Consider the following 25,530-nt stretch of genomic DNA (forward strand, 5'->3'; position numbering starts at 1 on the left):
GGTCGGGCGGGGCCGCGGCGCACGGCGGCGGCTCGCGCCGACGGCCACCGCGACCACCGCCAGCGCCAGTGGCACCACGAGGTGCCACCCCGCGAGCACGGCGAGCCCGAGCGCCAGCACGCACGCGAGCACGGCCGCCCACCACCCGCGGGTCCCGCGCGGGAGCAGGCGCACGGCCGCGGCCGTCCCGGCGGCGTAGATGGCGACGATGCAGCTGGTGTGGACGAGCACGAACGGCGCGAGGTCTCCGCCGGTCGCGACCGCGATCGCGAAGTAGAGGGCGGCCAGCACAGCGACGACGACGAGCGCGCGCCGGGGCACCCCGCCCGGCTGCGCCCCGCGCGCCACCCAGCGGGGCAGGTCGCCGTCGCGGCCCAGCGAGGCGCCCAGCTTGGCGAACGCGCCGAGGTACGTGCCGAGCACGCCGAGCGTGACGATCCCGGCGACGAGCGCCACGAGCACGCGACCGACACCCGGCAGGCCGACGTCGACGAGGTCCATCAGCGGGACGTCGGACGACGCAGCCTGGTCGCCCAGCACGGTCACGGTCACGTACTGCAGGGCGAGGTACGCCGCGCCCACCACCACCAGCGCGATCGCCGTCGCGCGCGGGATGGTCCGACGCGGGTCGCGGAACTCGCCCGCCATGTGGGTCACGGCCTCCCAGCCGGCGAACGCCCAGACGTACAGGCTCGCGGCGGCGCCGACGCCCGACCAGCCGTGCGGTGCGAACGGCACGAGGTCGCCCCCGTCGGCCGCGGGCAACGAGACGAGCACGACGCCGACCACCAGCACCACCAGGGCACCGGTGAGGGCGAGCTGGACGGGCCCGGCCAGGCGCAGCCCGATCGCGTTGACGACCAGCGGAGGGACGAGGAACGCGGCACCCACGACGGGCACCTGCCACTGCGCGCCGCCCAGCATGGCGACCACGTACTGCGCGCCGAGCAGCGCCACCACCGGCGAGCCGACGCACACCCCGAAGAAGAACCAGTAGCCCGTCATCCGGGCCGCGGTGGCGCCCAGGGCGAGCCGGACGTAGGTCGACACGCCGCCGGCGTCCGGGTGGCGGGTGGCCAGGGCCGCGAACGTGGCCGCGAGCGGGACCGAAGCGAGCAGGACGGCGGCGACGGCGACCAGGGAGGCGGGTCCGGCGGCGCGCGCGGCGAGCGTCGGGAGCAGGAGGATGCCGGTCCCGAGCACCGACGCGACGTAGAGCGCGGAGCCGAGCGCCAGCCCGATGCGCGGCTGGACCACGGCGGTCGGGGCGGTGAGCACGGGCACGCTGCAGCCTCTCCCCCGGGACCGCGCGAAGCCATGCGGCGGACAGGCGACGACCGTCGAGATCCCGCCACATCGGGCAACCCGGAACCGGGGCGAAACGGGCCGAATAATCACGTGACGGCGGCCACAGCGACGTGGTCGAGTACTCCCACACCACCAACAGTCCGGGGCCCAAACCCCTGACACCGTCATGCCCAGGAGCACACCGTGAACCCGACCATCTCCCTCGAGCTCGCGCGCCAGGAGCACTCCCAGCGCCTCGCTCACTTCCACCAGGTGCGTGTCCGCGCAGCGGCGCGGCACGTCAGACAGCCGTCCGAGAACATCGGTCGACCACCGGATCCGCGGCGCGCCACGGCGCGCTCGACGCAGCTCGTCGACGCCGTCAGCGCGCGCTGACCCACCGCACCACCACGGGCGCGGACCACCCTGCAGAACCCGGGTGGTCCCCGCCCGCGCGGCACGTCGTCCTCTGGCTCGAGCGCATCGGCCTCGGGATCGCCGCCGGCGCGGGCACGCTCGGCGTCCTGCGCTGGGCAGGCACCTCGTGGACCGCGAGCCTCTGGATCGCCGGCGCCACCGCCGTCGTCGTGCCGGTCGCCGCGTGGCTGGCGGCGACGGTTCCCGGTCACGACGACCACGACGACACCGTCGGGTAGCAGCTCAGCCCGGCGGTGGCCCGGTGTGCAGCCGGTCGACCACCGACACCACGCCGAGCACCACGACCGCCAGCCCGACGGCCGCCACGACGTCGGTGAGGAAGTGGTAGCCCAGGTAGAGCCGGCTGAGCGCGACGAGCGCGGTGCCGACGACGGTGGCGACGCCCCAGGCGACGATGCGCCCGGTCGACGGGTGCCGGCTGCACACGAGGTAGCCCGCCACCAGCAGCAACGTCGCCGTGCCCAGGGTGTGCCCCGAGGGGAACGACGCCGTGGTCTCGGCGCCCGGCACGTACATGGTGTCGGCCGGGGGGCGCGCCCGGCCCACCAGGTCCTTCGCCGCGAGCCCGAGCAGCGTCGAGCCCACCATCGCCCCCGCGAGCAGCACCGGACGCCACCACTCCCGGCGCACCAGGCCCCAGACCAGGCACCCCACGCCGACGATGATCGGCAGCACCGTCGGACCGGACACGAACGTGATCGCCGCGAGCGCGGACGTGAACCCGGTGGTGCGGTGCGCCACCAGCCAGTCGAGCACCGGCTGGTCCAGGTCCCACAGGTCGTCCTTCTCGCGGACGCCGTCGAGCACGCCGAAGAACACCACCAGCCCAGCGACGGCGAGCAGGGCACCCGGCAGGACCGCCCAGAGCACCGGGCGTGCCCGCAGAGCGGCGAGGGGTCGTCGCGCGAGGGCGTCGTCGGGGGACATCCACCGACGCTAACCGGCGACCCCGATGGCTGCAGCGCGGTCGACGTCCGCGCCGCCGACCGTCTCGTCGGCGCGCTGGACGAGCGCGCGAGGCCGCACCGCCCCCTAGGCTGACCTGCGTGACCAGCACGCCGACTCCCGCGCCCGCCGCCCCCGGACACGAGAGTGCCGACCGCATCGTCTGGATCGACTGCGAGATGACCGGCCTCGACCTCGGCGCCGACGCCCTGGTCGAGGTGGCCGCCGTCGTCACCGACTCGGAGCTGCGGGTGCTCGGCGAGGGCGTGGACGTCATCATCGCGCCGCCCGCCGAGTCGCTCGAGCAGATGAACGACTTCGTCCGCACCATGCACACCACGTCGGGCCTGCTCGACGGGCTCGCCGGCGGGACCACGCTCGAGGACGCGCAGGCCACGGTCCTCGAGTACATCCGCGCCTGGGTGCCGGACCCCGGCAAGGCGCCGCTGGCGGGCAACTCCGTCGGTACGGACAAGGCGTTCCTCGACCGCGACATGCCCGAGCTCGTCGGCCACCTGCACTACCGCGTGATCGACGTGTCGTCGATCAAGGAGCTCGCGCGCCGCTGGTACCCGCGCGTCTACTTCGCCTCGCCGCGCAAGAACGGTGGCCACCGCGCGCTCGCGGACATCCTCGAGAGCATCGACGAGCTGCGCTACTACCGGGCGGCGCTCCTGCCCGCCCAACCCGGCCCCGACTCTGCGGCCGCGAAGAAGATCGCGGCGGAGGTCGTCGCGACGTCGGTGAAGGGCGCTCTGCTGCGGGAAGGCTGAGCGCCCCGGTCGGGGGTGACGTGCGTCTACGACGGTGGCTGCGCCGCCATGACCCCGAGGCGTACGCCCAGCACCGGGCGTTCCGGCTCACCCTGGCGGCCACGACCGTCCTCGCCGTCTCTGACCTGCTGCTGCACGACCCGCAGGTGGTGACGTTCGGCGTCTTCGGGTCGTTCGCCCTCCTGCTGTTCGCCGACTTCCCCGGCAGCCCGGCGGGTCGGCTGGGGTCCTACGCCGGGCTGGTGGTCGTCGGCTGCGTGCTCATCTGCCTCGGCACCCTGGTTTCAGGGTCGTGGTGGGCGGCCACGCTCGCGATGCTCGTCGTCGGCACCCTCGTCGCCTTCGCGGGGACGGTCTCGGCGGCGGTCGCGTCCGCACGCAACGCCACGCTGCTCGTCTTCATCCTGCCGGTGACCGTGCCGGCCGCGCCGTCGGAGATCCCGTCCCGGTTGCTGGGGTGGGGGCTGGCCGCCGTGGTCTGCGTGCCGGCGGCGCTGCTGCTGTGGCCGCCCCGCGAGCACGACAGGCTGCGGTCGGCCTCGGCGGCCGCCTGCGGCGCGCTCGGCGCCCAGCTGGCGGCGCTGTGCGACGCCCGCCCCGTTGCCGCGGTCGACACGGCCTTCGCCGACCTTCGTCGCGCGCTGCGCGGCACCGCGTACCGGCCCGTGACGCTGACGACCGGGAGCCGGCTGCTGCTGCKCCTCGCCGACGAGCTCGAGTGGCTGCACCAGCTGGTCCGCGTCTCCGACCCGGCGGCCGTCGCCGGCTGGCCGCCGTGGACCCGGCAGGTGGTCCGCTCGTGCGCCGCGGTGCTCACCGGCGCCGGCGGCGTGCTGCGCCCGGACCCGCACTCCGCCGCGTCCGTGGACGCCCGCCGCCGGCTCGACGCCGCGCTCGGGGCACTGGCCGACACCCGCCGGGACGCGGTGGACGAGCTGGCCGACGAGCTCGCGCACGGCCTGCCCCTCACGGCCGACCAGCTCGACCACCACACGCAGCGGGCGCACGCGTGGGCCTACGCGGCCGAGCTCGCGGGGCGGACCGCCGCGGCCTCGGCGGCGGCCGACGCGAGGCCGCTGGTCGACCGCCTGCTCGGGCGCGGCGCCACGCCGCTCGCGGTCGGTCCGGTCACCGCCGCCGGCCGGCTGGCCGCCCAGCAGGTGCGCCGCGACTCGGTGTGGCTGCAGAACAGCCTCCGGATCGGCGCGGGGCTGGCCCTCGCCGTGCTCGTCGCGCAGGTCAGCCACGTCGAGCACGGCTTCTGGGTGGTGCTGGGTGCGATGTCGGTGCTGCGCACCTCCGCCCTGACCACCACGTCGACGGTACTGCGCGCGCTGCTGGGCACGGTCGCCGGGTTCGTCGTGGGCGGCGGGCTCATCGTGCTCGTCGGCACCGGCCCGGCGACGCTCTGGGTGCTGCTGCCCCTCGCCGTGCTGGTCGCCGGGTTCGCCCCGCAGACGGTGTCGTTCGCCGCGGGCCAGGCGGCATTCACCGTCGCTGTCGTGATCCTCTTCAACATCCTGCAACCGGTCGGCTGGGAGGTGGGGCTCGTCCGGGTGCAGGACGTGGCGATCGGCTGCGCGGCCGCCCTCGTCGTCGGGCTGCTGCTGTGGCCGGGCAGCGCCGACGCCAGGGTGCGGCACGCGCTCGCGGAGGCCTACCGGACGGCCTCCGACCTACTGGTGGACACGGTGCGCCGCACGGTCAGCCCCGACCTGCCGCGCACGGCCGGGCCGGCGGCCGCGTCGGCGGCCCTCCGGCTCGACGGGGCTCTGCGGCAGTACCTGGCCGAGCGCGGGATCCGGCCGGACGGCCTGGAGACGATGACGGCGGTGGTCAACGGCGTCGGCCGGCTCCGGCTCGCCGCCGAGGCGATCGACGAGCTGCCGCGGCCGCACCCCTCTCCGCGCGGCGGCGACGAGCAGATCGACGCGCTCCTGCTCGGCCGCTCCGCGGGCGCCCAGGGCTGGTTCCACGGCATCGCCGGGGCGCTGGTGCACCGCGGCTCGCCGGTGCCGGCTCCGCTGCCCGACGACACGCAGGAGCTGGTCGTCCACCTCCTGGAGGCGACCCGCGGACCACGGAGCGACGCCGTCGTCCGGCGCGAGCTCCAGCTCGCGTGGGTGGGCCTGTTCCTCGACGACACCGCGACCCTGTCGGCCAAGCTGGGCGGGCCGGTCGCGCGCCTGTGCCTGGGCGGGGAGACGAGCCCGGGAACGACGTCGGGCGCCGACCAGCTGGTCGACGCCCGACGCGATGGGGTGGCTAACGGGACTTGAACCCGCGACCCCCTGGACCACAACCAGGTGCTCTACCACCTGAGCTATAGCCACCACGATCCCCCGACGCGCACGCCGGGGCGTCGAGAAGTGTACCCGAGCCCGCGACCGGTTCTGGAACCGGTCCGCCGTGGCCTCGGCCACTGCGACTCACGTCACAGGCGCGCGGCGACCGCGTCCGCGAAGCGCTGCGCCGAGCCCTCGGCGTGTGCGAAGAACAGCGAGGGCTCCGTGAGCTCCACCTCGAGGACGACGGGGTTGCCCTCGTCGTCCGGGATCAGGTCGACGCGCGCGTACAGCAGCGGCCCGTCGGCGCCCGGCACGATCCCCGGCAGGGCGGCGACCACCCGCTCCGCCACCTCGCGCTCGGCCTCGCTGGCCTCGCGCGCCGTCATGATCTCCTGGCGGTACAGCTCGTCGGCCAGCTGCTCGCGATAGGGACCCTCCAGCAGCGCGCCCTTGCGGACGGAGTGGCTGAGCTGGCCGTCGACGAACACCAGCGCGGTCTCGCCCGTGGTGTCCACGTTGCGCAGGTACCGCTGGATCATGACGCGGCGCCCGACGCTGAGCAGGTTCTTCGCGTGCGTGATCGCCAGCGACCGCTGCTGCGTGACCCCGGCGTCGTACCGGCCCGTGTCACGCGAGCCGGCGCTGACGGTCGGCTTGATGACGAAGTCGCCGAACGCCGGGAACCGGGTGTGGATGGCGCGCGAGTCGTGGTTGCGCTCGGGATCGAGCCAGATGGTCGGGACGATGGGCAGGCCGGCCGTCTCGAGGTCCCGCAGGTAGGTCTTGTCGATGTTCCAGCCGACGACCGACGCGGGGTTGAGCAGCGTGCTCGTGCGCTCGACCTTGCGGGTCCAGTCGGCGAACTGCGCGGGGCGGTCCGTGTAGTCCCACGTCGAGCGGATGAGGACGTGCGGGTACGTCCCCCAGTCCACGGTCGGGTCGTCCCACACGACGACGTCCGTCGGGATGCCGCGCTCGAGCAACGCGTCGCGCAGGGCGTGATCGTCGGTGTCGAGCTCGGGCAGCGCCGCGCAGGTGGCGAGCGCGAGGCGGGCGGTCTGCGTCGTGGTCACGTGCGCAGCGTACCGACGGGGGTGTCCCCACCGGCTGTGGCGTGCGTCTCGTCGGCCGCCTCGGTGAGGCGGTCCAGCGCCCGCACCACCGTGGCGGGGGTCGCGGTGCCGACGACGCGGCCGTCACCGTCCCGCACCGGCAGGGGGCCGTCGACGCCGACGAACGCGGCGAGGACATCACCCAGCTCGGCCCCGACGCGCAGGCCGCCTTCCGCAGGCGCCGCCGCCGGGTCCACCGGGTCGAGGTCCACCGGCTCAAGTCGGCCGAGCGCCAGCAGCCGGGCGGTGCGTCCGCGTCCCACCAGGTCCGCGACCGCGGGCGTGGCCGGTCGGGCCACCACGTCGAGCGGGGACGCCAGCTGCTCGATGTGGGCGCCCGGGCTGAGCACGGCGACGCGGTCCGCCATCCGCACGGCCTCGTCGATGTCGTGCGTCACCAGCATCACCGTGATGCCGACGGTCCGCTGGATGCGCGCGAACTCGGTCTGCAGCCGCCGCCGCCCGACGGGGTCCACCGCGCCGAACGGCTCGTCCATGAGCAGCACGGGCGGGTCCGTGGCGAGGGCCCGGGCGACGCCGACCCGCTGGCGCTCGCCGCCGGAGAGCTCGTGGGGGTACCGGCGGGCGTACCGGTCCGGGTCGAGGCCGACCAGGTCCAGCAGCTCGGCCACCCGCGCGGTCGTCCGCTTGCGGTCCCAGCCCACCAGGCCAGGCACCGTGGCGACGTTCTGCGCGACCGTGCGGTGCGGGAAAAGCCCGACGTTCTGGATCACGTAGCCCATCCTTCGACGCAGGCCCACCGGGTCCACGGTGGTCACGTCCTCGCCCTCGAGCATGATGCGGCCGGACGTCGGTTCCACCAGGCGGTTGGCCATGCGCAGCGTGGTCGACTTGCCGCAGCCCGACGGCCCCACGAGCACGAGCACCTCKCCCGGGAACACCTCGAGGGAGAGGTCGTCGACCGCCGCGCCCGAGCCCGACTCGTTGCGCGCGTAGGACTTGCTGACGTGCTCGAAGGCGATCGCCGGGTCGTCTGCCACCTCCCGGACGCTAGTGCCTGCGTCCGACAACCGCCTCTGGGTAGGCGGGTGTCGGAGGGCCCCGGTACGTTCGCGGGATGCGTCTGGCCCAGGCCCCACCCAACCCGTGGTTCTCGTGGGAGTACGTCGAGCGCAACAGCGCCGACATCGGGCGCGCCCTGGAGCAGCACGCGTCGCTGACCCTCGAGGCGGTCGTGATCGCGTTCGTCCTTGCCCTGCCGCTCGGCGCGCTCGCGCACCTGCGGCCCCGGCTGGCAGGTCCCGTGCTCGGCGTCGCCGGCGTGCTCTACACCGTGCCGTCCCTCGCCCTGTTCGCCATCCTCGCGCCGTACACGGGCATCGGCCGCGCGACGGTGCTCATCGGCCTCGTGTCCTACGCGCTGCTGGTGCTGACCCGGAACGTCCTGGTCGGTCTGCAGGGAGTCGACCCCGCGGTGCGGGACGCCGCGCGCGGCATGGGCTACGGCCGGGCGCGCATGCTGTTATCGGTCGAGCTCCCCCAGGCGCTGCCCAGCATCGTCGCCGGCCTCCGGCTGGCCACGGTCACCACCGTCGCCCTGGTCACGGTCGGTGTGGTGGTCGGGTACGGGGGGCTCGGGCAGCTGATGTTCCGCGGCTTCCGCAGCAACTACCACGCCGAGATCATGACCGCGACGGTGCTCTGCCTGCTGCTCGCGCTCGTCTGCGACCTGGTGCTCGCCTTCGTCGGACGCCGACTGACGCCGTGGGCGCGCGTCGAGAGGCCGGTGTGACGTGAACGTCCTGGCCGAAGCGATCGCGTGGCTCAACGACCCGCTCAACTGGACGGGTCGCAACGGGGTGCTGGCCCTGACGCGCGACCACATCATCGTGTCCGTGCTCGCGGTGCTCCTCGCCGCCGTCGTCGCGCTCCCGGTGGGCCTCTGGCTGGGCCACCGCCGCCGGGGCGGCACGGTCGGCGTCGTCGTCGCCAACACGACGCGCGCCCTGCCCACGCTGGCGCTGCTCACGCTGCTGGCCGCCAGCGGGCTGTTCGGCAACACCGCGACCGTGCTCGCGTGCGCCGTCTTCGCGGTCCCCCCGCTGCTCACCAACACGGTGACCGGCCTCGGGGAGGTCGACGCCGACGTGCGCGACGCGGCGCGCGGCGTGGGCATGTCGGGCCGCCGCAGCCTCTGGGCCGTCGAGCTCCCGCTCGCCGTCCCGCTCATCGCCGCAGGCATCCGCACCGCGTCCGTCCAGGTGCTCGCGACCGTGCCGCTGGCAGCCCTCGTGGGCGGCCGGAGCCTCGGCACCATCGTGGTCACCGGCTTCGGCACCCAGGACTACGGCCAGGTGCTTGCGGGCGGCATCCTCGTCGCGGCGCTCTGCCTCGTGTCCGAGGGTCTGCTCGCGATCGTCCAGCACTTCATGACACCCCGCGGCCTGCGCGCGCTGGCCCGGGACACCTCCGACGACCCCACTCGACGAACGCGCCGGTCACGCGGCACGTCGCCAGGGGTTGCCGAGCCCGCGGCGAGCGGATCGAATAGGTCCGGCCCATCCTCCTGATCTCGTCGACGGTCCCCGTCCGTCACCACCTGGGACACCCTTCCCGCCCCTGCTGACTCCCCGAGGAGAGCACCATGCGAGCGAGACGCTCCACCACCCTGACCCTGATCGCCGTCGCCGCCCTGGCGCTCGGCGCGTGCGGCGCCCCCGGCTCGGGCGGCGGTGAGGCCGAGCCGACCTCGTCGGGCAGCTCCGGGCTCGCCACCTGCGACCCGATCGCGGGCGACAAGCTGGTCGTCCTCGAGGACGACAAGGGCCTCCAGAACGCCGACAACATCATCCCGGCGGTGAACAAGGCGGCGGCGACGGCGAACCCGTCCGTCGTCGAGCTGCTGGACACGGTCTCGGCGGCGCTGACCACCGAGAAGCTCATCGAGCTCAACAAGGCCGTCGACATCGACCGGAAGACCTCCAGCGAGGTGGCCGGCGAGTTCGTCGACACCGAGAAGCTGGCCGCGACGGACACACCCGGCACGGGCACGTCGCTGGTGGTCGGCGCGGCGAACTTCTCCGAGAGCGCCACGCTCGCCGAGATCTACGCCGCCGTGCTGCGCACCGCGGGCTACACGGTCGAGGTGCGGACCATCGGCAACCGGGAGACGTACCTGCCGCCGCTGGCGGACGGCACGCTCACCGCGGTCCCGGAGTACGCCGCGACGCTCGCCGACTTCCTCAACGCCCAGCAGAACGGCGCCGACGCGACGTCGGTCGCCTCGTCCGACGTCGACGCGACCGTGACGGCCCTGACCCCGCTCGCGGACGCCGCCGGGCTCGTCGTCGGCAAGCCGTCGGCCGCGCAGGACCAGAACGCGTTCGCCGTGACCAGCGAGTTCGCCGCGAAGCACGACCTGAAGACGCTCAGCGACCTCGCCGCCACCTGCGGCGGCCTGGTGCTGGCCGGGCCCGCCGAGTGCCCGGAGCGCCCGTTCTGCCAGCTGGGTCTCGAGGACACCTACGGGATCGATTTCGCCGACTTCAAGTCGTACGACTTCGGCCTGATCGGCCAGGCCGTCCGCAAGGGTGAGGCGGCCATCGGTCTGGTGCTGTCGAGCGACGGGTCCCTCGCCGCCGACAGCTGAGTCAACCGCCGAGGGCGGGTCCGACCGGTTCGCCCCGGTCGGGCCCGCCCTCAGTCGTTCCTCGTTCCGAGCCGCTCGCTTCAGAGCCCCGCGGTCTCCAGGAACCGCAGCCAGACCTCGCTCACGGTCGGGTAGGCGGGCACCGCGTGCCAGAGCCGCTCGAGCGGTACCTCGCCCACGACGGCGATCGTCGCGGCGTGCAGCATCTCGGCCACGTCGGGTCCGACGAACGTCGCGCCGACGATCACGCCGCGGGCGTCGTCGAGGACGATCTGCGCCCTGCCGGCGTAGTCCGCGGAGAGGACGCTCGCCCCCGCGACGTTCGCGAGGTCGTACGACACCACCCGGGCCTCCAGGCCCCTCTCGCGCGCGGCCGCCTCGGTCAGCCCCACCCAGGCGACCTCGGGCCGCGTGAACACGACCTGCGGCACCGCGGCCTCGTCGGCCGTCGACCGGTAGCGGCTCCACGGCCCGGCCGCGCGCTCGTCGTGCGCCGACAGCGCGCGGTCCCCCGGCGTCGCGCCGTCGGGCGACTCGGCCTCAGACGCACGCGGGTCGAACCGCGCCGCGACGACGTCGCCGGCCACGCGGGCGTCGTACTTGCCCTGGTGCGTCGTCGCGGTGCGCCCCGACACGTCACCGACCGCGAACAGCCAGCCACCCTCGACCCCGGTCACCTGCAGGGCGTCGTCGACCGTCAACCGCGCGCCCGGTTCCAGGCCGAGGGTCTCGAGCCCCAGCTCGGCGGTCCGGGGCCGACGCCCGGTGGCGACGAGCACCTCGTCGACGACCAGGTCCGCCCGGCCCTCGAGACGCAGATGCACGCCGTCGTCCTCGCGCCGGGCGGCGCTCGCCTCGGTGCCGAACAGGACGGTGACGCCCAACCCGGCGAGCGCCCCGGCCACGGCGTCCGCGGCGAACGGCTCCGCACCGACCAGCAGCCGGTCCCCCCGCACCAGCAGGGTCACGGCGCTGCCGAAGTCGGCGAACGCCGTCGCCATCTCCACGCCCACGACGCCGCCGCCGATGACGGCGAGCCGCGCGGGCACCTGGTGCGCCGACGTGGCGTCGCGGCTGGTCCACGGCGGCAGCGCGGCGAGCCCGTCGACGTCGGGGATCACGGGCGCGGACCCGGTGGCGACGATCACGGCGTGGCGCGCCCGGACGACGTCCGAGCCGACCTGGAGGGTGCGCGGCGCGGTGAACCGTGCGCGCCCCCGCAGCAGCGTGATCCCCGCACCGTCCACCCACTCGGCCTGCGAGGAGTCGTCCCACTGGTGAGCCACCTCGTCRCGCCGGGCGAACGTCGCCGCGACGTCCACGTCCCCCGTCACGGCGGCGCCGGCGCCCGGCGCATCGCGTGCCGAGGCCAGGGCCGCACCGGGCCGCAGGAGCGCCTTGGAGGGCATGCAGGCCCAGTACGAGCACTCGCCCCCCACGAGCTCGTGCTCGACGAGCGCCACGCTGAGCCCGGTCCGCCCGGCCCGGTCCGCGGCGTTCTCGCCCACCGCCCCACCACCGATCACCACGACGTCGAACTCGCGCTCCTGCTCCGCCATCACCACTCCCACGGGTCGCGCCCGCGGCACCGACGGCCGGGGACCTCGCCCATGGTCACCCGGAGCGCCGTTCCGCGCAGAGCGAGCCGGACGACGACGAAGGGCCTCCCCCAGCATTTCCGCTGGTGGGAGGCCCTTCGATGGTGCGCCATCAGGGACTCGAACCCCGAACCCGCTGATTAAGAGTCAGCTGCTCTGCCAATTGAGCTAATGGCGCGCGGTTGAGAACGCTAGCAGGCCGGACGCCGGATCTGCCAATCGGGAGCCGCGGTCGTGACGACCGTCACGCGTCCTCGGCCGCGGGCGGCTGCTCCCACCACTCGTCCTCGGGCAGACCCTCGGCCTGGAGGATCTCGGCGGACGTCGCCTCCGGCGTGACGAGGTCCACGATCAGCGCCAGCGGGACGTGCTCGGCGAGCAGGTCGAGGACGGGCTGTGTGGTCTCGTCCTCGTCGGGGACCACGGGGGTGGCGTCGTGCTCGGTCATGTCGGTCGACCTCCTCGGGCTCCCCGGACGCACGTCCGGATGTCCCATCTGCTCATGCCACCACCACGATCGACGTCGGGCAAGGCGCTACGCCGACGACACCGGGCTCGGCGCCGCCGCGTAGGAGGAACGCTCAGAGGTACAGGCCGGTTCCCTCGCCGGTCGCGCGGGGCTCGGCGACGGCGTGCACGTCCTTCTCCCGCAGGAGCACGTATGTGGCGCCGCTGAGCTCGACCTCGGCGCGGTCCTCGGGGTCGAACAGCACGCGGTCGCCCAGCTGGACCTGACGCACGTGCTGCCCGACGGCCACGACCGCGCCCCACGCGAGGCGCTTGCCGACGACCGCGGTCGCGGGGATGACGATGCCGGCCGACGAGCGCCGCTCCCCCGCCTCGCCGTCGAGCGAGACCAGCAGGCGGTCGTTGAGCATGCGGATGGGCAGCTCGGCGTGCCCGGACGAGGTGGTGCTCACGCGCCCGACGCTACCTCGCGCGCCGACGTAGGCTGACGCCGGTCCCCACCCCTTCGTCAGCCAGGAGACACCGTGCCTCGCCTCGCCGTCGGCGACCTCGCCCCCGACTTCACGCTGCCGACCGCCGACGGCGGGACCGTGAGCCTCTCCGACCTGCGCGGCCGTCGCGTCATCGTGTACTTCTACCCCGCGGCGATGACCCCCGGCTGCACCACGCAGGCGTGCGACTTCCGCGACAACCTCGCGTCGTTGCAGGGCGCGGGGTTCGCCGTCGTGGGCGTCTCCCCGGACCCCGTCGCCAAGCTCGCCGCGTTCGTCGAGCAGGAGCACCTGACGTTTCCGCTCGGGTCGGACCCGGAGCACGCCGTGCTCGAGGCGTGGGGTGCGTGGGGCGAGAAGCTCAACTACGGCAAGACGGTGACCGGCGTGATCCGCTCGACCGTCGTCGTGGATGCCGAGGGCCGCGTCGAGCTCGCGCAGTACAACGTCAAGGCGACCGGGCACGTCGCCAAGCTGCGCCGGGACCTCAAGGTCGCCTGACGCCTGCGCGAGCGCGCTTGTGGGAAACTTCCGCTGCGCGGGAGTGGTGAAACGGCAGCCACGCCAGGTTTAGGTCCTGGTGCCCGAGAGGGCGTGCGGGTTCGACTCCCGTCTCCCGCACCACCCGTCGCGACCAACGCAAGAACGACCGGCCCCGTGGTGGGGCCGGCCGTTCCGTGGGTCGAGGTCAGGCCGTCGTGGCGGCCGCGGCGATCTTCTCGCGCACCTCGTCCATGTCGAGCGCCTTCACGGCCTCGACCACCTGCTCCAGCGCGGGAGCCGGCAGCGCGCCGGCCTGGTTGAACACCAGGATCCCGTCGCGGAAGGCCATGAGGGTCGGGATGGAGAAGATCTGCAGCTCGGCCGCGAGCTCCTGCTCGGCCTCGGTGTCGACCTTGGCGTGCACGACGTCCGGGTGGTTCTCCGAGGAGTCCTCGAAGACGGGCCCGAAGCGCTTGCACGGCCCGCACCACTCCGCCCAGAAGTCGACCAGGACGATCTCGTTGTCCTTGATGGTCTGGCCGATCGTGCTGCCGGTCAGCTCTGTCGTCGCCATGACGTTCCTCCAGTCTCGGTTGCTGCCAGTTGCTGCGAGGTAGAGCACACAACCACCGACGACTATTCCCGAGAGTGCCGCGACGCACACCTCGGCGGTGGGCGATCCGGGCGCGGGTAAGCGCGCCGCGTCGTCGTCGGCCGCGGCGACGAGGTAGACATGGTCGGTGACCGCTTCCGCCGAGTACCCCCGCGGCCCCGAACGCCCCGCCGGCTGGTTGAGCGCCGACGAGATCTCCCGCGTCCGCGCCCAGCTGCCCATCCTCTACGTCGACGCCATCCCCGTGCGGGTGGACGACTCCGGGGACGTCGTCCAGGTCGGCCTGCTGCTGCGCGTGACCCAGGAGGGCGTGATGTCCCGCGCCCTCGTCTCGGGGCGCGTGATGTACCACGAGCGGGTGCGCGACGCCCTCGTGCGGCACATCGAGAAGGACCTCGGACCGGTCGCGCTCCCCCAGATCCCGGCGTCGCCGCAGCCGTTCACTGTCGCGGAGTACTTCCCGACGCCCGGGGTGACGCCGTACCACGACGCCCGTCAGCACGCGGTCTCGCTCGCGTACGTCGTGCCCGTCCTCGGGGACTGCCGGCCGCAGCAGGACGCGATCGACCTCGCGTGGATGACGCCCGAGGAGGCGTGCGCCGAACAGATCCAGTTCGAGATGAACGGCGGCCAGGGTCTGCTGCTGCGCCAGGCGATGGGTCACGTGGGCCGCCTGCCGTGACCGGGCCTTCGGCGGGACCGCCGTACGCGCTCGCCCGGACGCTGCACGCGATCGTCTTCGTCGCCGCCTGCGTCGGCGTGCTCATGGAGGTGGGCACCGCGCTCGGGGCCGACGACGTGGGCACCCGGCTCGTGCGGCTGTTCAGCTACTTCACCATCCAGTCCAACATCCTCGCGGCGATCGCCTCGGGCGTGCTCGCGTGGCGTCCGGACCGCCGGGGCCGCGTGTTCGCCGTCCTGCGGCTGGACGCCCTGCTGTGCATCGCCGTCACGGGCATCGTGTACCACGCGGTCCTCGCGGGGCTGCAGGACCTCACGCCCGCCGGGGCGCTGTCCAACCTGCTGCTCCACACGGTCGTGCCGGTGGGCACCGTGCTCGCGTGGCTCCTCGTCGGGCCGCGCCCGCGCCTGTCCGCGGCGGCCGTCGCGTGGTCGGTGGCCTATCCCCTGGCGTGGATCGCCTACACATTCGTGCGCGGCGCGATCGTCGACTGGTACCCCTACCCGTTCCTCGACGTCTCCGAGATCGGGCTCGCCTCGGCCCTCGTGCGCACGGGGGTCGTCGCGATCATCTTCCTCGCGCTCGCCTTCGCGACCCTCGGGCTCGAACGCGTGCTGCGCCCGGCGCCCCGCCCCGTCAGAGACTGAGCTCGGGCCAGTCCGCGAGGTCCGCCCGCATCCGGCGGTCGTGGGTGGCGACGACGACCGCGGCGGACGTTGCGCGCAGCGCCGCGGTGAGCTCGTCGACCAGACCGACCGACAGGTGGTTGGTCGGCTCGTCGAGGATGAGCACGTGCGGCGCGGCGAGCAGCGCGCACGCGAGGTCGAACCGGCGGCGCTGACCCACGGAGAGCTCGCGCAGCGGGCGCTCGAGGTCCTCCTCGGAGAGCAGGCCGAGCGCTGCCACGGGAACCAGCTGGCCGGGATCGAGCAGCGAGGCCTCGAGCAGCGTCAACGCGTGCCGGGCGTAGGCGTCGAAGCCCGAGAGCTGCTCGGCTACGCCCGCGGCGCGCGGGTGCGCGACGACCGCGGCCGCGTGCTCGGTGGGGCCCTCCTGGGCGAGCACACCGAGGCGGACCCCGGGGGCGATCGTGCGGACCCCGCGATCGAGCGCCACCGACCCCGCCAGCGCGGCCAGCAGCGTCGACTTGCCCGAGCCGTTCGGGCCCGTGACCAGCAGCCGGCCGCAGGCCGGGACGTCGATGCGGACGCCCGGCAGGTCGAGCCGCCCGGCGACGAGCGGCGCACGCAGGTCGAGCAGGGGTCCCGGCCGCGGGTCGGCGGGCAGCGACGGCAGGTCAGGGAAGGCCAGCACCAGCGGCGGGGCCGGCACCTCGACGGCGTCGGTCTCCAGCTTCTGGATCAGCCGGTCCGCCGCCTTGACGTGGCCCCGGGCCCGGGTGGCCCGCCTGTGCGTCTGGGAGCCCTTCGGGGGGCGCCACTCGTCGGACAGGTTCTCGTACGTGGAGTCGAGCCGCTCGGCGAGCGCGAGGGCGCGCTTGCGCTCGGCCCGGTACCGCGCGCGCCAGCGCCGGACCATCTGGCTCTTGAGGAACCGGTAGTCCGAGTAGCGCGTCGCGCCGTAGAGCGCGGGCCGGCCGTCCATCGCAGGGTCGAGGTCGAGGATCGCCGTCATCACGTCGTCGAGGAGTCTGCGGTCGTGCGTGACGATGACCACGGCGCCCGGCCAGTGCCGCAGCTGCGCGGTCAGGTAGTCGATGCCGGCGACGTCGAGGTGGTTGGTCGGCTCGTCGAGCAGCAACAGGTCGGCGCGCTCCCCGATCCGGCACGCCAGCCGCACGCGGTACCGCTCGCCGACGCTCAGCTGGTCCAGGCGCCGGTCGGGGTCCCGCGGGGCGCCGAACCGCGTGAGCGCCTCGTCCACGCGGCGGTCGGCGTCCCACGCGGCCAAGTGCTCGTACCGGGCGACCGCCGTCGTCAGGCGCGTCAGGTCGCCGGTCTCGTGGTCGAAGGCAGCGATCGCCGCCTCGAGCTCACCGGCAGCGGCCCGGACCCCGGCCAGCGCCTCGGCGACGAACGTGGCGACGGTCGCGCCGGCGGGGGCGTCGAGGTCCTGCTCGACGGAGGCCAGGCTGCCGGAGCGGCGGACCGTGCCCGCCTGGGGCGCCAGGTCGCCCGCGAGCACGCGCAGCAGCGTCGTCTTGCCGGCGCCGTTCTCGCCGACGATGCCCACCCGGTCCCCCGCGCTGACCGTGAGGTCGACGCGGTCCAGCACGGCGTGGCCGGGATAGCCGTAGGTGACGGCGTCGGCGACGAGCTGGACGTCGGACGAGTTCTCACTCACCGCAGGTCATCCGCCGAGCACCCGCACGAGCGTGGGGACGAGCGCGCGGAACGCCGTGCCGCGGTGGCTGATCGCGTTCTTCTCCTGCGGCGTGAGCTCGGCGCAGGACCGGGTCTCGCCGGTCGGCACGAGGATCGGGTCATACCCGAAGCCGCCCGCGCCGCGGGGCTCGGTCGCGAGGACGCCCTCGAGAGTGCCGGTCTCGACGTGCTCGAACCCGTCGGGGGTCACCAGCGCGGCCGCGCACACGAAGCGGGCACCGCGGTGCGGCTCGGCGATGTCGGCCAGCTGCGCGAGCAGGAGCGCCAGGTTCGCCGAGTCGTCGCCGTGCCGGCCGGCCCACCGGGCCGAGAAGATGCCGGGCGCCCCGCCAAGGACGTCGACGGCCAGCCCCGAGTCGTCCGCGACCGCGGGCAGGCCCGTGAACTGCGCCAGCGCCCGCGCCTTGATCAGCGCGTTCTCGGTGAACGTCACGCCGTCCTCGACCGGCTCGGGGGCGCCGACGTCCCGCGCGCCGACCACCGACGCGGGGTCGAGCCCCGGCAGCACGGGCGCGAGGATCGCGCGCAGCTCGCCCACCTTGTGCGCGTTGTGCGTGGCCAGCACCAGCCGCGCGCCCAGCGGGGCGGTCACCGCGCGGACCGCGTGGCCGACCCGTCCCCGGGGGCCGACGCCAGCGCCGCGACCTGCAGCGCCGTCAGCTGGGCGGTGCCCGCGACCGCGAGGTCGAGCAGCGAGTCGAGCTCCGAGCGGTCGAACGGCGCGTGCTCGGCGGTGCCCTGGACCTCGACGAACGTGCCCGAGCCGGTGACCACGACGTTCATGTCGGTCTCCGCGCGGACGTCCTCGACGTAGGGCAGGTCGAGCACGGGCAGCCCGTCGACGATGCCGACGCTCACCGCGGCCACCGAGTCCCGCAGCACCATCTTGCTCTTGGGGATGTGCTTGTTCTCGACCGCCCACGCGACCGCGTCGGCCAGCGCCACGTACGCGCCGGTGATCGACGCCGTCCGGGTGCCGCCGTCCGCCTGCAGGACGTCGCAGTCGAGCACGATCGTGTTCTCGCCCAGCGCCGACACGTCGATGATCGCGCGCAGCGACCGACCGATCAGGCGCGAGATCTCGTGCGTGCGACCGCCCACGCGGCCCTTCACCGACTCGCGGTCCGACCGGCTGGACGTCGCCCGCGGGAGCATCGAGTACTCGGCCGTGACCCAGCCCTCGCCGGACCCCTTCTTCCAGCGCGGCACGCCCGGTGTGAACGACGCCACGCAGAGCACCTTGGTGCCGCCGAACTCGACGAGGACGCTGCCCTCGCCCGCCTCGAGGAACCCGCGGGTCAGGGTCACCGGACGCAGCTCGTCGGGGGCGCGGCCGTCGGCGCGCACGCGTGCGAGGGAGGAGGTGGAGGGAGCAGAAGTCATGGCGCCGAGCCTAACCGCGCACCCGGACAGACCCCGCCGCCGTTCAGCACACCCGCCGCCGGAGAGGCCCGGACGTGAGGCACGGGTCAGGACGTCCGCGCTAGTACGCCCTGGGACCCCAAGAAGCGCGGACGTTGCGGAGACGGTTCCGGGACGTCCGCGTTGGTACGCACTAGGACCCCAAGAAGCGCGGACGTTACCGAGAAAGGGGTCAGAGGATGTGGACCGCGCCCGGCTGGGCCAGGTCCGTCGGGCCGTCGTAGACGGCGCGGGCCTCGGCGAGGGTGATCGCGGGGTCGTTCCACGCGGGGATGTGCGTGAGCACCAGCTTCCCGACGCGCCCTCGCGCCGCGGCCTCGCCCGCGCGCCGACCCGTGAGGTGGACGCCGCGCAGGGCGTCGTCGCGCCCCTCGAGGTACGCGGCCTCGGACAGCAGCAGGTCGGCGCCGTCGGCGAGGGCGTCGAGACCCGAGCAGGCGTCGGTGTCCCCCGTGTAGGCCAGGGTGACCGTCTGCGCGGGGTCGTGGTCGCTCGGGCCCGAGACGCGGATGCCGAACGCGGGGATCGGGTGCTCGACGGGCACGGGCTCCAGCGTCAGTGGGCCAACGGTGACCGGCGACCCGACTCGCCACTCGACGACGTCGAACTGGGCGTCGGTGCTGGTGGCCGGGTCCTTGCCGGAGAGCTGGGCCAGCCGCTCCGAGGTCCCGACCGGGCCGTGCACGACGACGGGTGTGCAGGGGCCCCCCGGGTGGTACCGGCGCAGGACGTTGAGCACCACCATGTCGGCGACGTGGTCGGCGTGCAGGTGGGACAGCCCGACGGCGTCCAGCGCGGTGGGGTCGCCATACCGCTGCAGCGCGCTGAGCGCGCCGTTGCCGAGGTCGAGCAGCACGGTCCAGGTGCGGCCGTCGGCGTCGTCCGCCGCCACCAGGTACCCCGACGCGGCCGAGTCGGGGCCGGGGAACGAGCCGGCGCAGCCGAGGACCGTGAGCCTCATCGCAGGGCCGCGCTGGACTCGACGGTCTCGACCTCGGGGCCGAGGAACCGCCGCGCGAGGGTGCGGAACTGGGCCGGGTCGCCGGTGGCCAGGAAGCGGTGGGTGGGCGGACCCGCGGCGGCGTCGCGCTCCAGGTCGTGCGCGACGAGCGTGCGGTAGACGTCCTTGGCCGTCTCCTCGGCGCTCGACACCAGCGTGACCTCCTCGCCCATGACGTAGGAGATCGCGCCCGTGAGCAGCGGGTAGTGCGTGCATCCCAGGACGAGGGTGTCGATGCCCGCCGCACGGACCGGCTCGAGGTACTCGCGGGCCACGGCGAGCACCTCGGGGCCGGACGTGATGCCGGCCTCGACCAGCGGCACGAACTGCGGGCAGGCCTGCGTGGTCAGCTCGATGCCGGGCGCCACGGCGAAGGCGTCGTCGTACGAGCGCGACTCGACCGTGGACTTGGTCGCGATGACCCCGATCCTCCCCGAGCGAGTGGCGGCCACCGCGCGCCGGGCGGCGGGGAGGATCACCTCGACGACGGGGATGCCGCGGCGCAGCGTGTACCGCTCGCGGGCGTCGCGCAGCATCGCCGACGACGCCGTGTTGCACGCGATGACGAGCAGCTTGACGCCCGCGTCCACCAGGTCGTCCATGACCTCGAGCGCGTGCGCGCGCACCGCGGCGAGCGGCTTGCTGCCGTACGGCGTGTTGAGGGTGTCACCGATGTAGAGGGTGGACTCCTGCGGGAGCTGGTCGAGGATCGACCGCGCCACGGTGAGGCCACCGACGCCGGAGTCGAAGATGCCGATGGGGGCGTCGTTCACGCGCACGAGCCTAACCGCTGCACGCTCACGGTCCGGCCCGGCGCCCGGGGGCGCGCAGGTCGTGCAGCAGCAGCTCGACCAGCGACTCCTGCAGCCAGCTCAGCGCGCCGTACACGGCGACGAGGTAGCGGCGGGCCGCCGGGTCGAGGATCTCGGGCACTCCCTCGACCTCGGCCTGCGGGGAGACCAGCAGCGCCTCGTACAGCCGCTCGGCCTGCTCGTCGGTGCGGATGTCGAGGCGCTCGGCGAGCACCAGCCGCAGGTCCGTCAACGACGCCGCGACGTCCTTCGCGTCGTCGGGGTCGACCACGAACGCGTCCGCCCGCCAGCCCTCGGTCCGGGTGGTCAGCGCCACCCAGAGCCGGGTCAGGCGGCCGATCTTGTCGTCCCGCAGGTCGTCCTCGGTGAGCCGGCGGAACTCGGCGGCGACCGCCGGGTCGTCCCGCGAGGCGTCGGGCAGGAGGCGGCGCACCGCCGGGTCGGTCGGCGGCGCCAGCGGCTCCAGGCTCATGCGCGGCGAGCCGTCGGCGGCCGGGAGCGTGCCGGCCCCGGGGGCCTCGAGCCGGCCGGCGCCCAGCAGCTCGGCGACGTCGGCAACCAGGGCGGCGATCACCTCACGCTCGTCGGCGTCCAGGCGCGCGGCGTACATCCCGCGGCGGCGCTTGAAGCCGCGCATCACTGACCGCTGCGCTGCAGCGTCGCCCAGAGCCCGAACCCGTGCATCGCCTGCACATCGACCTCCATCGCCTCGAGCGATCCCGTCGAGACCACCGCCCGCCCCTGCTCGTGCACCTGGCGCATGAGCCGCTCGGCCTTGGCGCGCGGATGCCCGAAGTACGACTCGAACACGTACGTCACGTAGCTCATGAGGTTGACCGGGTCGTTCCACACGATCGTCACCCACGGGTCGGCGACCGAGGCCTCCTGAGCCTCCTCGACGCTGGCGTCGGGGAGGGTCTGCACTGGCACGCGGCCCACTGTAGGCGCGGGACGCGTCGGGTGGGCACGCGCGCGACGGCCCACCCGCCTACGTTGGGCCCATGACGGCCCCGCAGGCGCCCAGCGCCGCGCTCCTGACCGACCGGTACGAGCTCACCATGCTGCAGGCCGCCCTGGCCGACGGCACGGCGCACCGCCGGTGCGTGTTCGAGGTGTTCACGCGCCGGCTGCCGCACGGCCGCCGGTACGGCGTGCTGGCGGGCACGGGCCGCGTGCTGGAGTCGCTGGACCGGTTCCGGTTCGGCGCGGCGGAGCTGGACTGGCTGGCCGACGCGCGGGTGGTCGACGACGCCACGCTGGCCTTCCTGTCCGGCTACCGGTTCACCGGGTCGATCGAGGGCTACGCCGAGGGCGAGGCCTTCTTCCCCTCGTCGCCCGTCATGGTGGTCGAGGGCACCTTCGCCGAGGCGGTCCTGCTGGAGACGCTCGTGCTCTCGATCCTCAACTACGACTCGGCGGTGGCGTCGGCGGCGTCCCGGATGACCAGCGCCGCGGTGGACCGACCCGTCCTGGAGATGGGCTCGCGGCGCGCGCACGAGGAGGCGGCGGTCGCGGCTGCGCGGGCGGCGGTCGTCGCGGGCTTCGTCGGCACGTCGAACCTCGAGGCCGGGCGGCGCTACGGCCTGCCGACCATCGGCACGGCGGCGCACGCGTTCACGCTGCTGCACGACGACGAGGCGGCCGCGTTCGCCGCCCAGATCGCCGCGCAGGGCGTGGGCACCACGCTGCTGGTCGACACCTACGACGTCCGGCGCGGCGTCGAGCTGGCCCTGGCCGTGGCGGGTCCGGAGCTCGGCGCGGTGCGGCTGGACTCCGGCGACCTCGGTGTCCTCGCGCAGGAGGTCCGCGCCCAGCTGGACCAGGCCGGTGCGCGGCGCACGAAGATCACGGTGACGTCCGACCTCGACGAGTACGCCATCGCCGCGCTCGCGGTGGCGCCCGTGGACTCCTACGGCGTGGGGACGTCGGTGGTCACGGGCTCGGGGGCTCCCACCTGCGGGATGGTCTACAAGCTCGTCGCCCGGGAGGGCGCCGACGGGGCGCTCGCGCCCGTGGCCAAGTCCGCGTTCGGCAAGGTGAGCGTGGGCGGCCGCAAGGCCGCCGCGCGGCGGCGCGGGGCGGACGGGCGGGCCGTGGAGGAGGTGCTGGTGGAGGGTCCCGACGAGGCTGTGCGGAGCTGGACGCCCACGGACGCGTCGTTGCGGCCGTTGCACGTCCCGCTCGTGCAGGACGGGGCGGTCGACACCCGGTGGGTGGGCCCGGACGGTGTCCGCCGGGCAACGGAAAGGCACCGCGCCTCGCGGGACGAGCTGCCGCGCGGGGCGCGACGGCTGTCTGCCGACGAGGCAGCGGTGCCGACCGTGACGCTGCGGCTCGGGGACTGAGGGGCCCGAGCCGCAGCGTCGGTACTGCGGACTGCGTGCCGTCCGCCTCAGGCGCGGACGGCGGGGTGGCCGGTGTGGTGCGGCGGGGCGGGAGGCCGGGAGACCCGGCGATCGGCACGCCCCCACCGTCACCCGGCCGAGCTAGACGCGCGAGCGGCCCCGGCCGACGAGCCCGAGGATCAGGCTGATCACGAGAACGATCACGCCGATCCAGATCAGGAACGAGCCGATGTTGGTCGCGACGCCGAGGACGACGAGGACGACACCGACGAGAATGAGAATGAGCCAGGTAGGCATGGTTGACCCTTTCGATCTGTGGTCACCGATCCGGCGTCCGGGGGTACCCGGGGCCGTGTGTCACAGAACAAATCTGGCAGGGGAAGCCGCGCTCGGCACGTCGAGAGAAAAGTTGCGCGGGCGAACCGAAATGCTATGTGGTCGCGCGTCCAGGGCCGTGACCTGCGACTTTACCTCGTTTTTGGCATGTCCACCTAGTGAGATGCGCCTTGCGGCCGTGCGGGTGAAAGATGTAATTGCGCGATGCTCATCGAGCGCGGAGGCCGTGCAGCCTCACCGCTTGCCGACGAACCACCCGCGCACCATCGCCACCCGAGCGGTGAGCTGGTCCGGGTCGGCCAGCGCGACCTCGGGTCCGCCGCACCGTCGGCGCAGCTCGTTGTGGACCGAGCCGTGCGGCTGGCCGCTCTTGCGCGCCCAGGCACCGACCAGCTGCGACAGCTCCTTGCGGAGCTCCGCCTGCTTGCGGTGGTCCATCTCGGCCAGCGGCTCCGGCGCCTTCTTCCGGCCGCTGATCTGGTCGGCCTGGCGCTGCCGCAGTAGCGCCGAGACCTGGTCCGCGTCGAGCAGCCCGGGCAGGCCGAGGAAGTCGAGCTCCTCCTCCGAGCCCATCTCCGCGCCCGTGCCGAACTCGCCGCCGTCGAACAGCACGCGGTCGAACGACGCCTGCGCCTCGAGCGCCTCGAACGCGCCCTGCTTGCCGTCCGGCCCGAGCTCGTCCGGTCCGTTGCGCTCGCGGTTCGCCTCGGCCAGCGCGTCGTCGTCCAGGCCGACGTCGACGCCCTGCTCCTCCAGCGTCTTCGGCCGGTCGAGGGCGTGGTCGCGCTCGAGCTCGAGCGTGTGGGCCAGGCCGAGCAGCTGCGGGACGCTGGGCAGGAACACCGACGCGGTCTCGCCCCGGCGCCGGGCACGCACGAACCGGCCGACCGCCTGGGCGAAGAACAGGGGCGTCGCGGTGCTCGTCGCGTACACGCCCACGGCAAGCCGCGGCACGTCGACGCCCTCCGACACCATGCGCACGGCGACCAGCCAGCGGGAGTCGCCCGCGGAGAACTCGTCGATCCGGTCGCTCGCGCCGTCGTCGTCCGACAGCACGACCGTGGGCGACTTGCCGGTGATCCGGGCGAGGTGACCGGCGTACGCGCGGGCGTCCGTCTGGTCGGTCGCGATGACCATCGCGCCCGCGTCGGGGATGGCCCGCCGGACCTCGGACAGCCGGCGGTCCGCGGCCGCGAGCACGCTGGGGATCCACTCGCCGTTCGGGTCCAGCGCCGTGCGCCACGCCTGCGCGGTGATGTCCTTGGTGAGCGGCTCCCCCAGCCGGGCGCTGATCTCGTCGCCCGCCTTGGTGCGCCAGCGCATCGAGCCGCTGTACGACAGGAAGATCACCGGCCGCACCACGTGGTCGCGCAGCGCGTCGCCGTAGCCGTACGTGTAGTCCGCGACGCTCCGCCGGATGCCCTGGTTGTCGCGGTCGTACCGCACGAACGGGATCGCCGCGGTGTCGGAGCGGAACGGCGTCCCGGTCAGCGCGAGCCGGCGCGTGGCACCCTCGAACGCCTCGCGCACCGCGTCGCCCCAGGACAGCGCGTCCCCGCCGTGGTGCACCTCGTCGAGGATCACGAGGGTGGGCGCCGCCGCCGTCCGCGCCGCGTGCAGCGCGGGCTTGCTGGCCACCTGGGCGTAGGTCACGGCGACGCCGTCGAACCCGTGCCCGTGCCGCCCCTGGGCGTTGCTGAAGTTGGGGTCGAGCGTGATCCCCACGCGCGCGGCCGCGTCGGCCCACTGCCGCTTGAGGTGCTCCGTGGGCGCCACCACCGTGACCCGGCGGACCAGCTTCGCCTCGAGCAGCTCGGTCGCGATGCGCAGGGCGAACGTCGTCTTGCCGGCCCCCGGCGTCGCGACCGCCAGGAAGTCGCGGGGGTTGGACGTCCGGTACTGCTCGATCGCCTCGGCCTGCCAGGCGCGCAGCTTGCCCGCCGTCCCCCACGGCGCACGCGCCGGGAACGCCGGCGGCAGCTGGGAGGCCGCGGACGAGGACGCGTGGGTCGACGGGAGGGAGGACGGGCGCGGGGCCGCCGTCACGCGCCGCCGCTGCCGGGGTTGCGGCCGAAGCCCCACTTCCGGCCGCCGCCGGAACCCTTGCCGCCCTCGTTCTTGTCGCCGTCCTGCGGCTCACGAAGACCCTCGTAGATCTCCTTGCACACCGGGCAGACGGGGAACTTGTTCGGGTCACGACCCGGCACCCACACCTTGCCGCAGAGCGCGATCACGGGCTTGCCGCTGAGCGCGGAGTCGAGGATCTTCTCCTTGCGCACGTAGTGCGCGAAGCGCTCGTGGTCCCCCGGCTCGACCTGCTCGCGGGTCTCCTCGCGCTCCAGCACGCTGGTCGACGTACCCGGGTCGGAAGAGAACGGGTCGTCGGGTCCGGTGCTCGGAGGCAGGGGCTCGCTCATGGCCACGAGTGTACGTCGGGGCTCCGACGCCGACCGGCTGGGTCCGGCGTGCGGAAGGTCACCGG

Annotated in this window: 28 protein-coding genes and 3 tRNA genes; 11 read left to right on the forward strand and 20 right to left on the reverse strand. The window is 74.1% G+C overall.

All coding sequences use genetic code 11. The features are described 5' to 3' along the window. Window positions 1–1,284, reverse strand: a 1,284-nt coding sequence (locus tag AC1DQC_RS16600) for an APC family permease (RefSeq protein WP_477052344.1), incomplete at its 3' end; no start/stop codon positions are given. Window positions 1,285–1,491: 207 nt separating this feature from the next. Between AC1DQC_RS16600 and AC1DQC_RS16605 the strand changes: the two genes are divergently transcribed. After that, entirely contained in the window at window positions 1,492–1,683 is a 192-nt protein-coding gene (locus tag AC1DQC_RS16605) for a hypothetical protein (protein WP_477052345.1), read from the forward strand. 264 nt (window positions 1,684–1,947) lie between these two features. Here the strand turns inward: AC1DQC_RS16605 and AC1DQC_RS16610 are convergent, their stop codons facing one another. Beyond that, complete coding sequence (locus AC1DQC_RS16610; protein WP_477052346.1) at window positions 1,948–2,652, reverse strand: phosphatase PAP2 family protein; 705 nt, start codon at window positions 2,650–2,652, stop codon at window positions 1,948–1,950. Between the two features lie 119 nt (window positions 2,653–2,771). Here AC1DQC_RS16610 and orn point away from each other — a divergent pair, with 119 nt between their 5' ends. Both orn and AC1DQC_RS16620 read left to right on the forward strand, forming a co-directional pair. Beyond that, window positions 2,772–3,443, forward strand: coding sequence for an oligoribonuclease (gene orn / locus AC1DQC_RS16615; protein ID WP_477052347.1), 672 nt, complete (start codon window positions 2,772–2,774; stop codon window positions 3,441–3,443). A gap of 20 nt (window positions 3,444–3,463) precedes the next feature. Continuing rightward, window positions 3,464–5,722, forward strand: a complete 2,259-nt coding sequence (locus AC1DQC_RS16620; RefSeq protein WP_477052348.1) for an FUSC family protein — start codon at window positions 3,464–3,466, stop codon at window positions 5,720–5,722. Here the strand turns inward: AC1DQC_RS16620 and AC1DQC_RS16625 are convergent. The 3 genes from AC1DQC_RS16625 to AC1DQC_RS16635 all read right to left on the reverse strand — a co-directional run bounded on the left by AC1DQC_RS16625 (window position 5,701) and on the right by AC1DQC_RS16635 (window position 7,844). Continuing rightward, window positions 5,701–5,776, reverse strand: a tRNA-His gene (locus tag AC1DQC_RS16625). The genes AC1DQC_RS16620 and AC1DQC_RS16625 overlap by 22 nt on opposite strands. 101 nt (window positions 5,777–5,877) lie before the next feature. After that, window positions 5,878–6,804, reverse strand: coding sequence for an ATP-grasp domain-containing protein (locus tag AC1DQC_RS16630; protein WP_477052349.1), 927 nt, complete (start codon window positions 6,802–6,804; stop codon window positions 5,878–5,880). Continuing rightward, window positions 6,801–7,844: an ABC transporter ATP-binding protein gene (locus AC1DQC_RS16635; RefSeq protein ID WP_477052350.1), complete on the reverse strand. Its 1,044-nt coding sequence runs from the start codon at window positions 7,842–7,844 to the stop codon at window positions 6,801–6,803. Before AC1DQC_RS16635 ends, AC1DQC_RS16630 begins: the two co-directional genes overlap by 4 nt. Window positions 7,845–7,921: 77 nt before the next feature. Between AC1DQC_RS16635 and AC1DQC_RS16640 the strand changes: the two genes are divergently transcribed. The 3 genes from AC1DQC_RS16640 to AC1DQC_RS16650 all read left to right on the forward strand — a co-directional run bounded on the left by AC1DQC_RS16640 (window position 7,922) and on the right by AC1DQC_RS16650 (window position 10,453). Next, window positions 7,922–8,596: an ABC transporter permease gene (locus AC1DQC_RS16640; protein ID WP_477052351.1), complete on the forward strand. Its 675-nt coding sequence runs from the start codon at window positions 7,922–7,924 to the stop codon at window positions 8,594–8,596. 1 nt (window position 8,597) lies between these two features. Then, window positions 8,598–9,374 (forward strand): ABC transporter permease, encoded by a 777-nt coding sequence (locus AC1DQC_RS16645; protein WP_477052352.1) that lies wholly within the window; start codon window positions 8,598–8,600, stop codon window positions 9,372–9,374. A 74-nt stretch (window positions 9,375–9,448) separates the two neighbouring features. Beyond that, window positions 9,449–10,453 (forward strand): glycine betaine ABC transporter substrate-binding protein, encoded by a 1,005-nt coding sequence (locus AC1DQC_RS16650; protein ID WP_477052353.1) that lies wholly within the window; start codon window positions 9,449–9,451, stop codon window positions 10,451–10,453. 80 nt (window positions 10,454–10,533) lie between these two features. Here the strand turns inward: AC1DQC_RS16650 and AC1DQC_RS16655 are convergent, their stop codons facing one another. The 4 genes from AC1DQC_RS16655 to AC1DQC_RS16670 form a co-directional block, all read right to left on the reverse strand. Then, a complete protein-coding gene (locus AC1DQC_RS16655; protein ID WP_477052354.1) occupies window positions 10,534–12,012 on the reverse strand; it encodes a dihydrolipoyl dehydrogenase family protein in 1,479 nt (492 codons plus the stop codon). Between the two features lie 141 nt (window positions 12,013–12,153). Continuing rightward, window positions 12,154–12,229, reverse strand: a tRNA-Lys gene (locus tag AC1DQC_RS16660). A 66-nt stretch (window positions 12,230–12,295) separates the two neighbouring features. Then, window positions 12,296–12,499, reverse strand: coding sequence for a hypothetical protein (locus AC1DQC_RS16665; RefSeq protein WP_477052355.1), 204 nt, complete (start codon window positions 12,497–12,499; stop codon window positions 12,296–12,298). Window positions 12,500–12,632: 133 nt separating this feature from the next. Beyond that, window positions 12,633–12,929 carry a GroES family chaperonin gene (locus AC1DQC_RS16670; protein ID WP_477052384.1) on the reverse strand — a complete coding sequence of 99 codons (297 nt, stop codon included), beginning with the start codon at window positions 12,927–12,929 and terminating at the stop codon, window positions 12,633–12,635. Window positions 12,930–13,043: 114 nt separating this feature from the next. Here AC1DQC_RS16670 and bcp point away from each other — a divergent pair, with 114 nt between their 5' ends. Then, entirely contained in the window at window positions 13,044–13,511 is a 468-nt protein-coding gene (gene bcp / locus AC1DQC_RS16675) for a thioredoxin-dependent thiol peroxidase (RefSeq protein WP_477052356.1), read from the forward strand. Between the two features lie 37 nt (window positions 13,512–13,548). Continuing rightward, window positions 13,549–13,634 (forward strand) — tRNA-Leu (locus tag AC1DQC_RS16680). A gap of 64 nt (window positions 13,635–13,698) precedes the next feature. On the opposite strand, the gene trxA is transcribed toward AC1DQC_RS16680, so the two are convergent. Then, window positions 13,699–14,067, reverse strand: coding sequence for a thioredoxin (gene trxA / locus AC1DQC_RS16685; RefSeq protein ID WP_370503817.1), 369 nt, complete (start codon window positions 14,065–14,067; stop codon window positions 13,699–13,701). Window positions 14,068–14,233: 166 nt separating this feature from the next. Between trxA and AC1DQC_RS16690 the strand changes: the two genes are divergently transcribed. Together AC1DQC_RS16690 and AC1DQC_RS16695 are read left to right on the forward strand one after the other, a co-directional pair. Beyond that, window positions 14,234–14,788 carry an NUDIX hydrolase family protein gene (locus AC1DQC_RS16690; RefSeq protein WP_477052357.1) on the forward strand — a complete coding sequence of 185 codons (555 nt, stop codon included), beginning with the start codon at window positions 14,234–14,236 and terminating at the stop codon, window positions 14,786–14,788. Beyond that, entirely contained in the window at window positions 14,785–15,435 is a 651-nt protein-coding gene (locus AC1DQC_RS16695; protein ID WP_477052358.1) for a Pr6Pr family membrane protein, read from the forward strand. The genes AC1DQC_RS16690 and AC1DQC_RS16695 overlap by 4 nt, the downstream gene beginning before the upstream one ends. Here AC1DQC_RS16695 and AC1DQC_RS16700 read toward each other — a convergent pair. From AC1DQC_RS16700 to clpS, 7 genes are all read right to left on the reverse strand, one after another. After that, on the reverse strand, window positions 15,425–17,092 hold the full coding sequence (locus AC1DQC_RS16700) for an ABC-F family ATP-binding cassette domain-containing protein (RefSeq protein WP_477052359.1): 1,668 nt from the start codon (window positions 17,090–17,092) through the stop codon (window positions 15,425–15,427). The two genes, AC1DQC_RS16695 and AC1DQC_RS16700, sit on opposite strands and share 11 nt — an antisense overlap. A 6-nt stretch (window positions 17,093–17,098) precedes the next feature. After that, window positions 17,099–17,725 (reverse strand): RdgB/HAM1 family non-canonical purine NTP pyrophosphatase, encoded by a 627-nt coding sequence (gene rdgB, locus AC1DQC_RS16705; protein ID WP_477052360.1) that lies wholly within the window; start codon window positions 17,723–17,725, stop codon window positions 17,099–17,101. After that, window positions 17,722–18,516 (reverse strand): ribonuclease PH, encoded by a 795-nt coding sequence (rph, locus tag AC1DQC_RS16710; RefSeq protein WP_477052361.1) that lies wholly within the window; start codon window positions 18,514–18,516, stop codon window positions 17,722–17,724. The genes rdgB and rph overlap by 4 nt, the downstream gene beginning before the upstream one ends. A gap of 211 nt (window positions 18,517–18,727) precedes the next feature. Beyond that, window positions 18,728–19,516 carry an MBL fold metallo-hydrolase gene (locus AC1DQC_RS16715; RefSeq protein ID WP_477052362.1) on the reverse strand — a complete coding sequence of 263 codons (789 nt, stop codon included), beginning with the start codon at window positions 19,514–19,516 and terminating at the stop codon, window positions 18,728–18,730. Continuing rightward, window positions 19,513–20,328: a glutamate racemase gene (gene murI / locus AC1DQC_RS16720; protein WP_477052363.1), complete on the reverse strand. Its 816-nt coding sequence runs from the start codon at window positions 20,326–20,328 to the stop codon at window positions 19,513–19,515. The genes AC1DQC_RS16715 and murI overlap by 4 nt, the downstream gene beginning before the upstream one ends. Before the next feature lie 25 nt (window positions 20,329–20,353). Then, the gene (locus AC1DQC_RS16725; protein ID WP_477052364.1) at window positions 20,354–21,004 is read right to left on the reverse strand and encodes a DUF2017 domain-containing protein; all 651 of its coding nucleotides are present in this window, start codon (window positions 21,002–21,004) and stop codon (window positions 20,354–20,356) included. Continuing rightward, a complete protein-coding gene (clpS, locus tag AC1DQC_RS16730; protein WP_477052365.1) occupies window positions 21,004–21,297 on the reverse strand; it encodes an ATP-dependent Clp protease adapter ClpS in 294 nt (97 codons plus the stop codon). Before clpS ends, AC1DQC_RS16725 begins: the two co-directional genes overlap by 1 nt. 71 nt (window positions 21,298–21,368) lie before the next feature. Between clpS and AC1DQC_RS16735 the strand changes: the two genes are divergently transcribed. Next, complete coding sequence (locus AC1DQC_RS16735; RefSeq protein WP_477052366.1) at window positions 21,369–22,712, forward strand: nicotinate phosphoribosyltransferase; 1,344 nt, start codon at window positions 21,369–21,371, stop codon at window positions 22,710–22,712. A 141-nt stretch (window positions 22,713–22,853) separates the two neighbouring features. Here the strand turns inward: AC1DQC_RS16735 and AC1DQC_RS16740 are convergent, their stop codons facing one another. The 3 genes from AC1DQC_RS16740 to AC1DQC_RS16750 all read right to left on the reverse strand — a co-directional run bounded on the left by AC1DQC_RS16740 (window position 22,854) and on the right by AC1DQC_RS16750 (window position 25,465). Beyond that, window positions 22,854–23,009, reverse strand: coding sequence for a hypothetical protein (locus tag AC1DQC_RS16740; protein WP_477052367.1), 156 nt, complete (start codon window positions 23,007–23,009; stop codon window positions 22,854–22,856). Between the two features lie 273 nt (window positions 23,010–23,282). Next, the gene (locus AC1DQC_RS16745; RefSeq protein WP_477052368.1) at window positions 23,283–25,094 is read right to left on the reverse strand and encodes a DEAD/DEAH box helicase; all 1,812 of its coding nucleotides are present in this window, start codon (window positions 25,092–25,094) and stop codon (window positions 23,283–23,285) included. After that, window positions 25,091–25,465: a DUF3039 domain-containing protein gene (locus tag AC1DQC_RS16750; RefSeq protein WP_456844568.1), complete on the reverse strand. Its 375-nt coding sequence runs from the start codon at window positions 25,463–25,465 to the stop codon at window positions 25,091–25,093. The genes AC1DQC_RS16745 and AC1DQC_RS16750 overlap by 4 nt, the downstream gene beginning before the upstream one ends. Window positions 25,466–25,530 lie beyond the last annotated feature (65 nt).

Source organism: Cellulomonas sp. P4_H12, assembly GCF_056400905.1.

Bases quoted from the DNA above. Each gene is read 5' to 3' on its own strand.
- AC1DQC_RS16725 (WP_477052364.1), bottom strand. From the start codon at position 21,004: ATGCGCGGCTTCAAGCGCCGCCGCGGGATGTACGCCGCGCGCCTGGAC.
- AC1DQC_RS16735 (WP_477052366.1), top strand. From the start codon at position 21,369: ATGACGGCCCCGCAGGCGCCCAGCGCCGCGCTCCTGACCGACCGGTAC.
- AC1DQC_RS16640 (WP_477052351.1), top strand. From the start codon at position 7,922: ATGCGTCTGGCCCAGGCCCCACCCAACCCGTGGTTCTCGTGGGAGTAC.
- AC1DQC_RS16740 (WP_477052367.1), bottom strand. From the start codon at position 23,009: ATGCCTACCTGGCTCATTCTCATTCTCGTCGGTGTCGTCCTCGTCGTC.
- trxA (WP_370503817.1), bottom strand. From the start codon at position 14,067: ATGGCGACGACAGAGCTGACCGGCAGCACGATCGGCCAGACCATCAAG.
- AC1DQC_RS16665 (WP_477052355.1), bottom strand. From the start codon at position 12,499: ATGACCGAGCACGACGCCACCCCCGTGGTCCCCGACGAGGACGAGACC.
- AC1DQC_RS16750 (WP_456844568.1), bottom strand. From the start codon at position 25,465: ATGAGCGAGCCCCTGCCTCCGAGCACCGGACCCGACGACCCGTTCTCT.
- rph (WP_477052361.1), bottom strand. From the start codon at position 18,516: ATGACTTCTGCTCCCTCCACCTCCTCCCTCGCACGCGTGCGCGCCGAC.
- AC1DQC_RS16670 (WP_477052384.1), bottom strand. From the start codon at position 12,929: ATGCTCAACGACCGCCTGCTGGTCTCGCTCGACGGCGAGGCGGGGGAG.
- AC1DQC_RS16610 (WP_477052346.1), bottom strand. From the start codon at position 2,652: ATGTCCCCCGACGACGCCCTCGCGCGACGACCCCTCGCCGCTCTGCGG.
- AC1DQC_RS16650 (WP_477052353.1), top strand. From the start codon at position 9,449: ATGCGAGCGAGACGCTCCACCACCCTGACCCTGATCGCCGTCGCCGCC.
- AC1DQC_RS16715 (WP_477052362.1), bottom strand. From the start codon at position 19,516: ATGAGGCTCACGGTCCTCGGCTGCGCCGGCTCGTTCCCCGGCCCCGAC.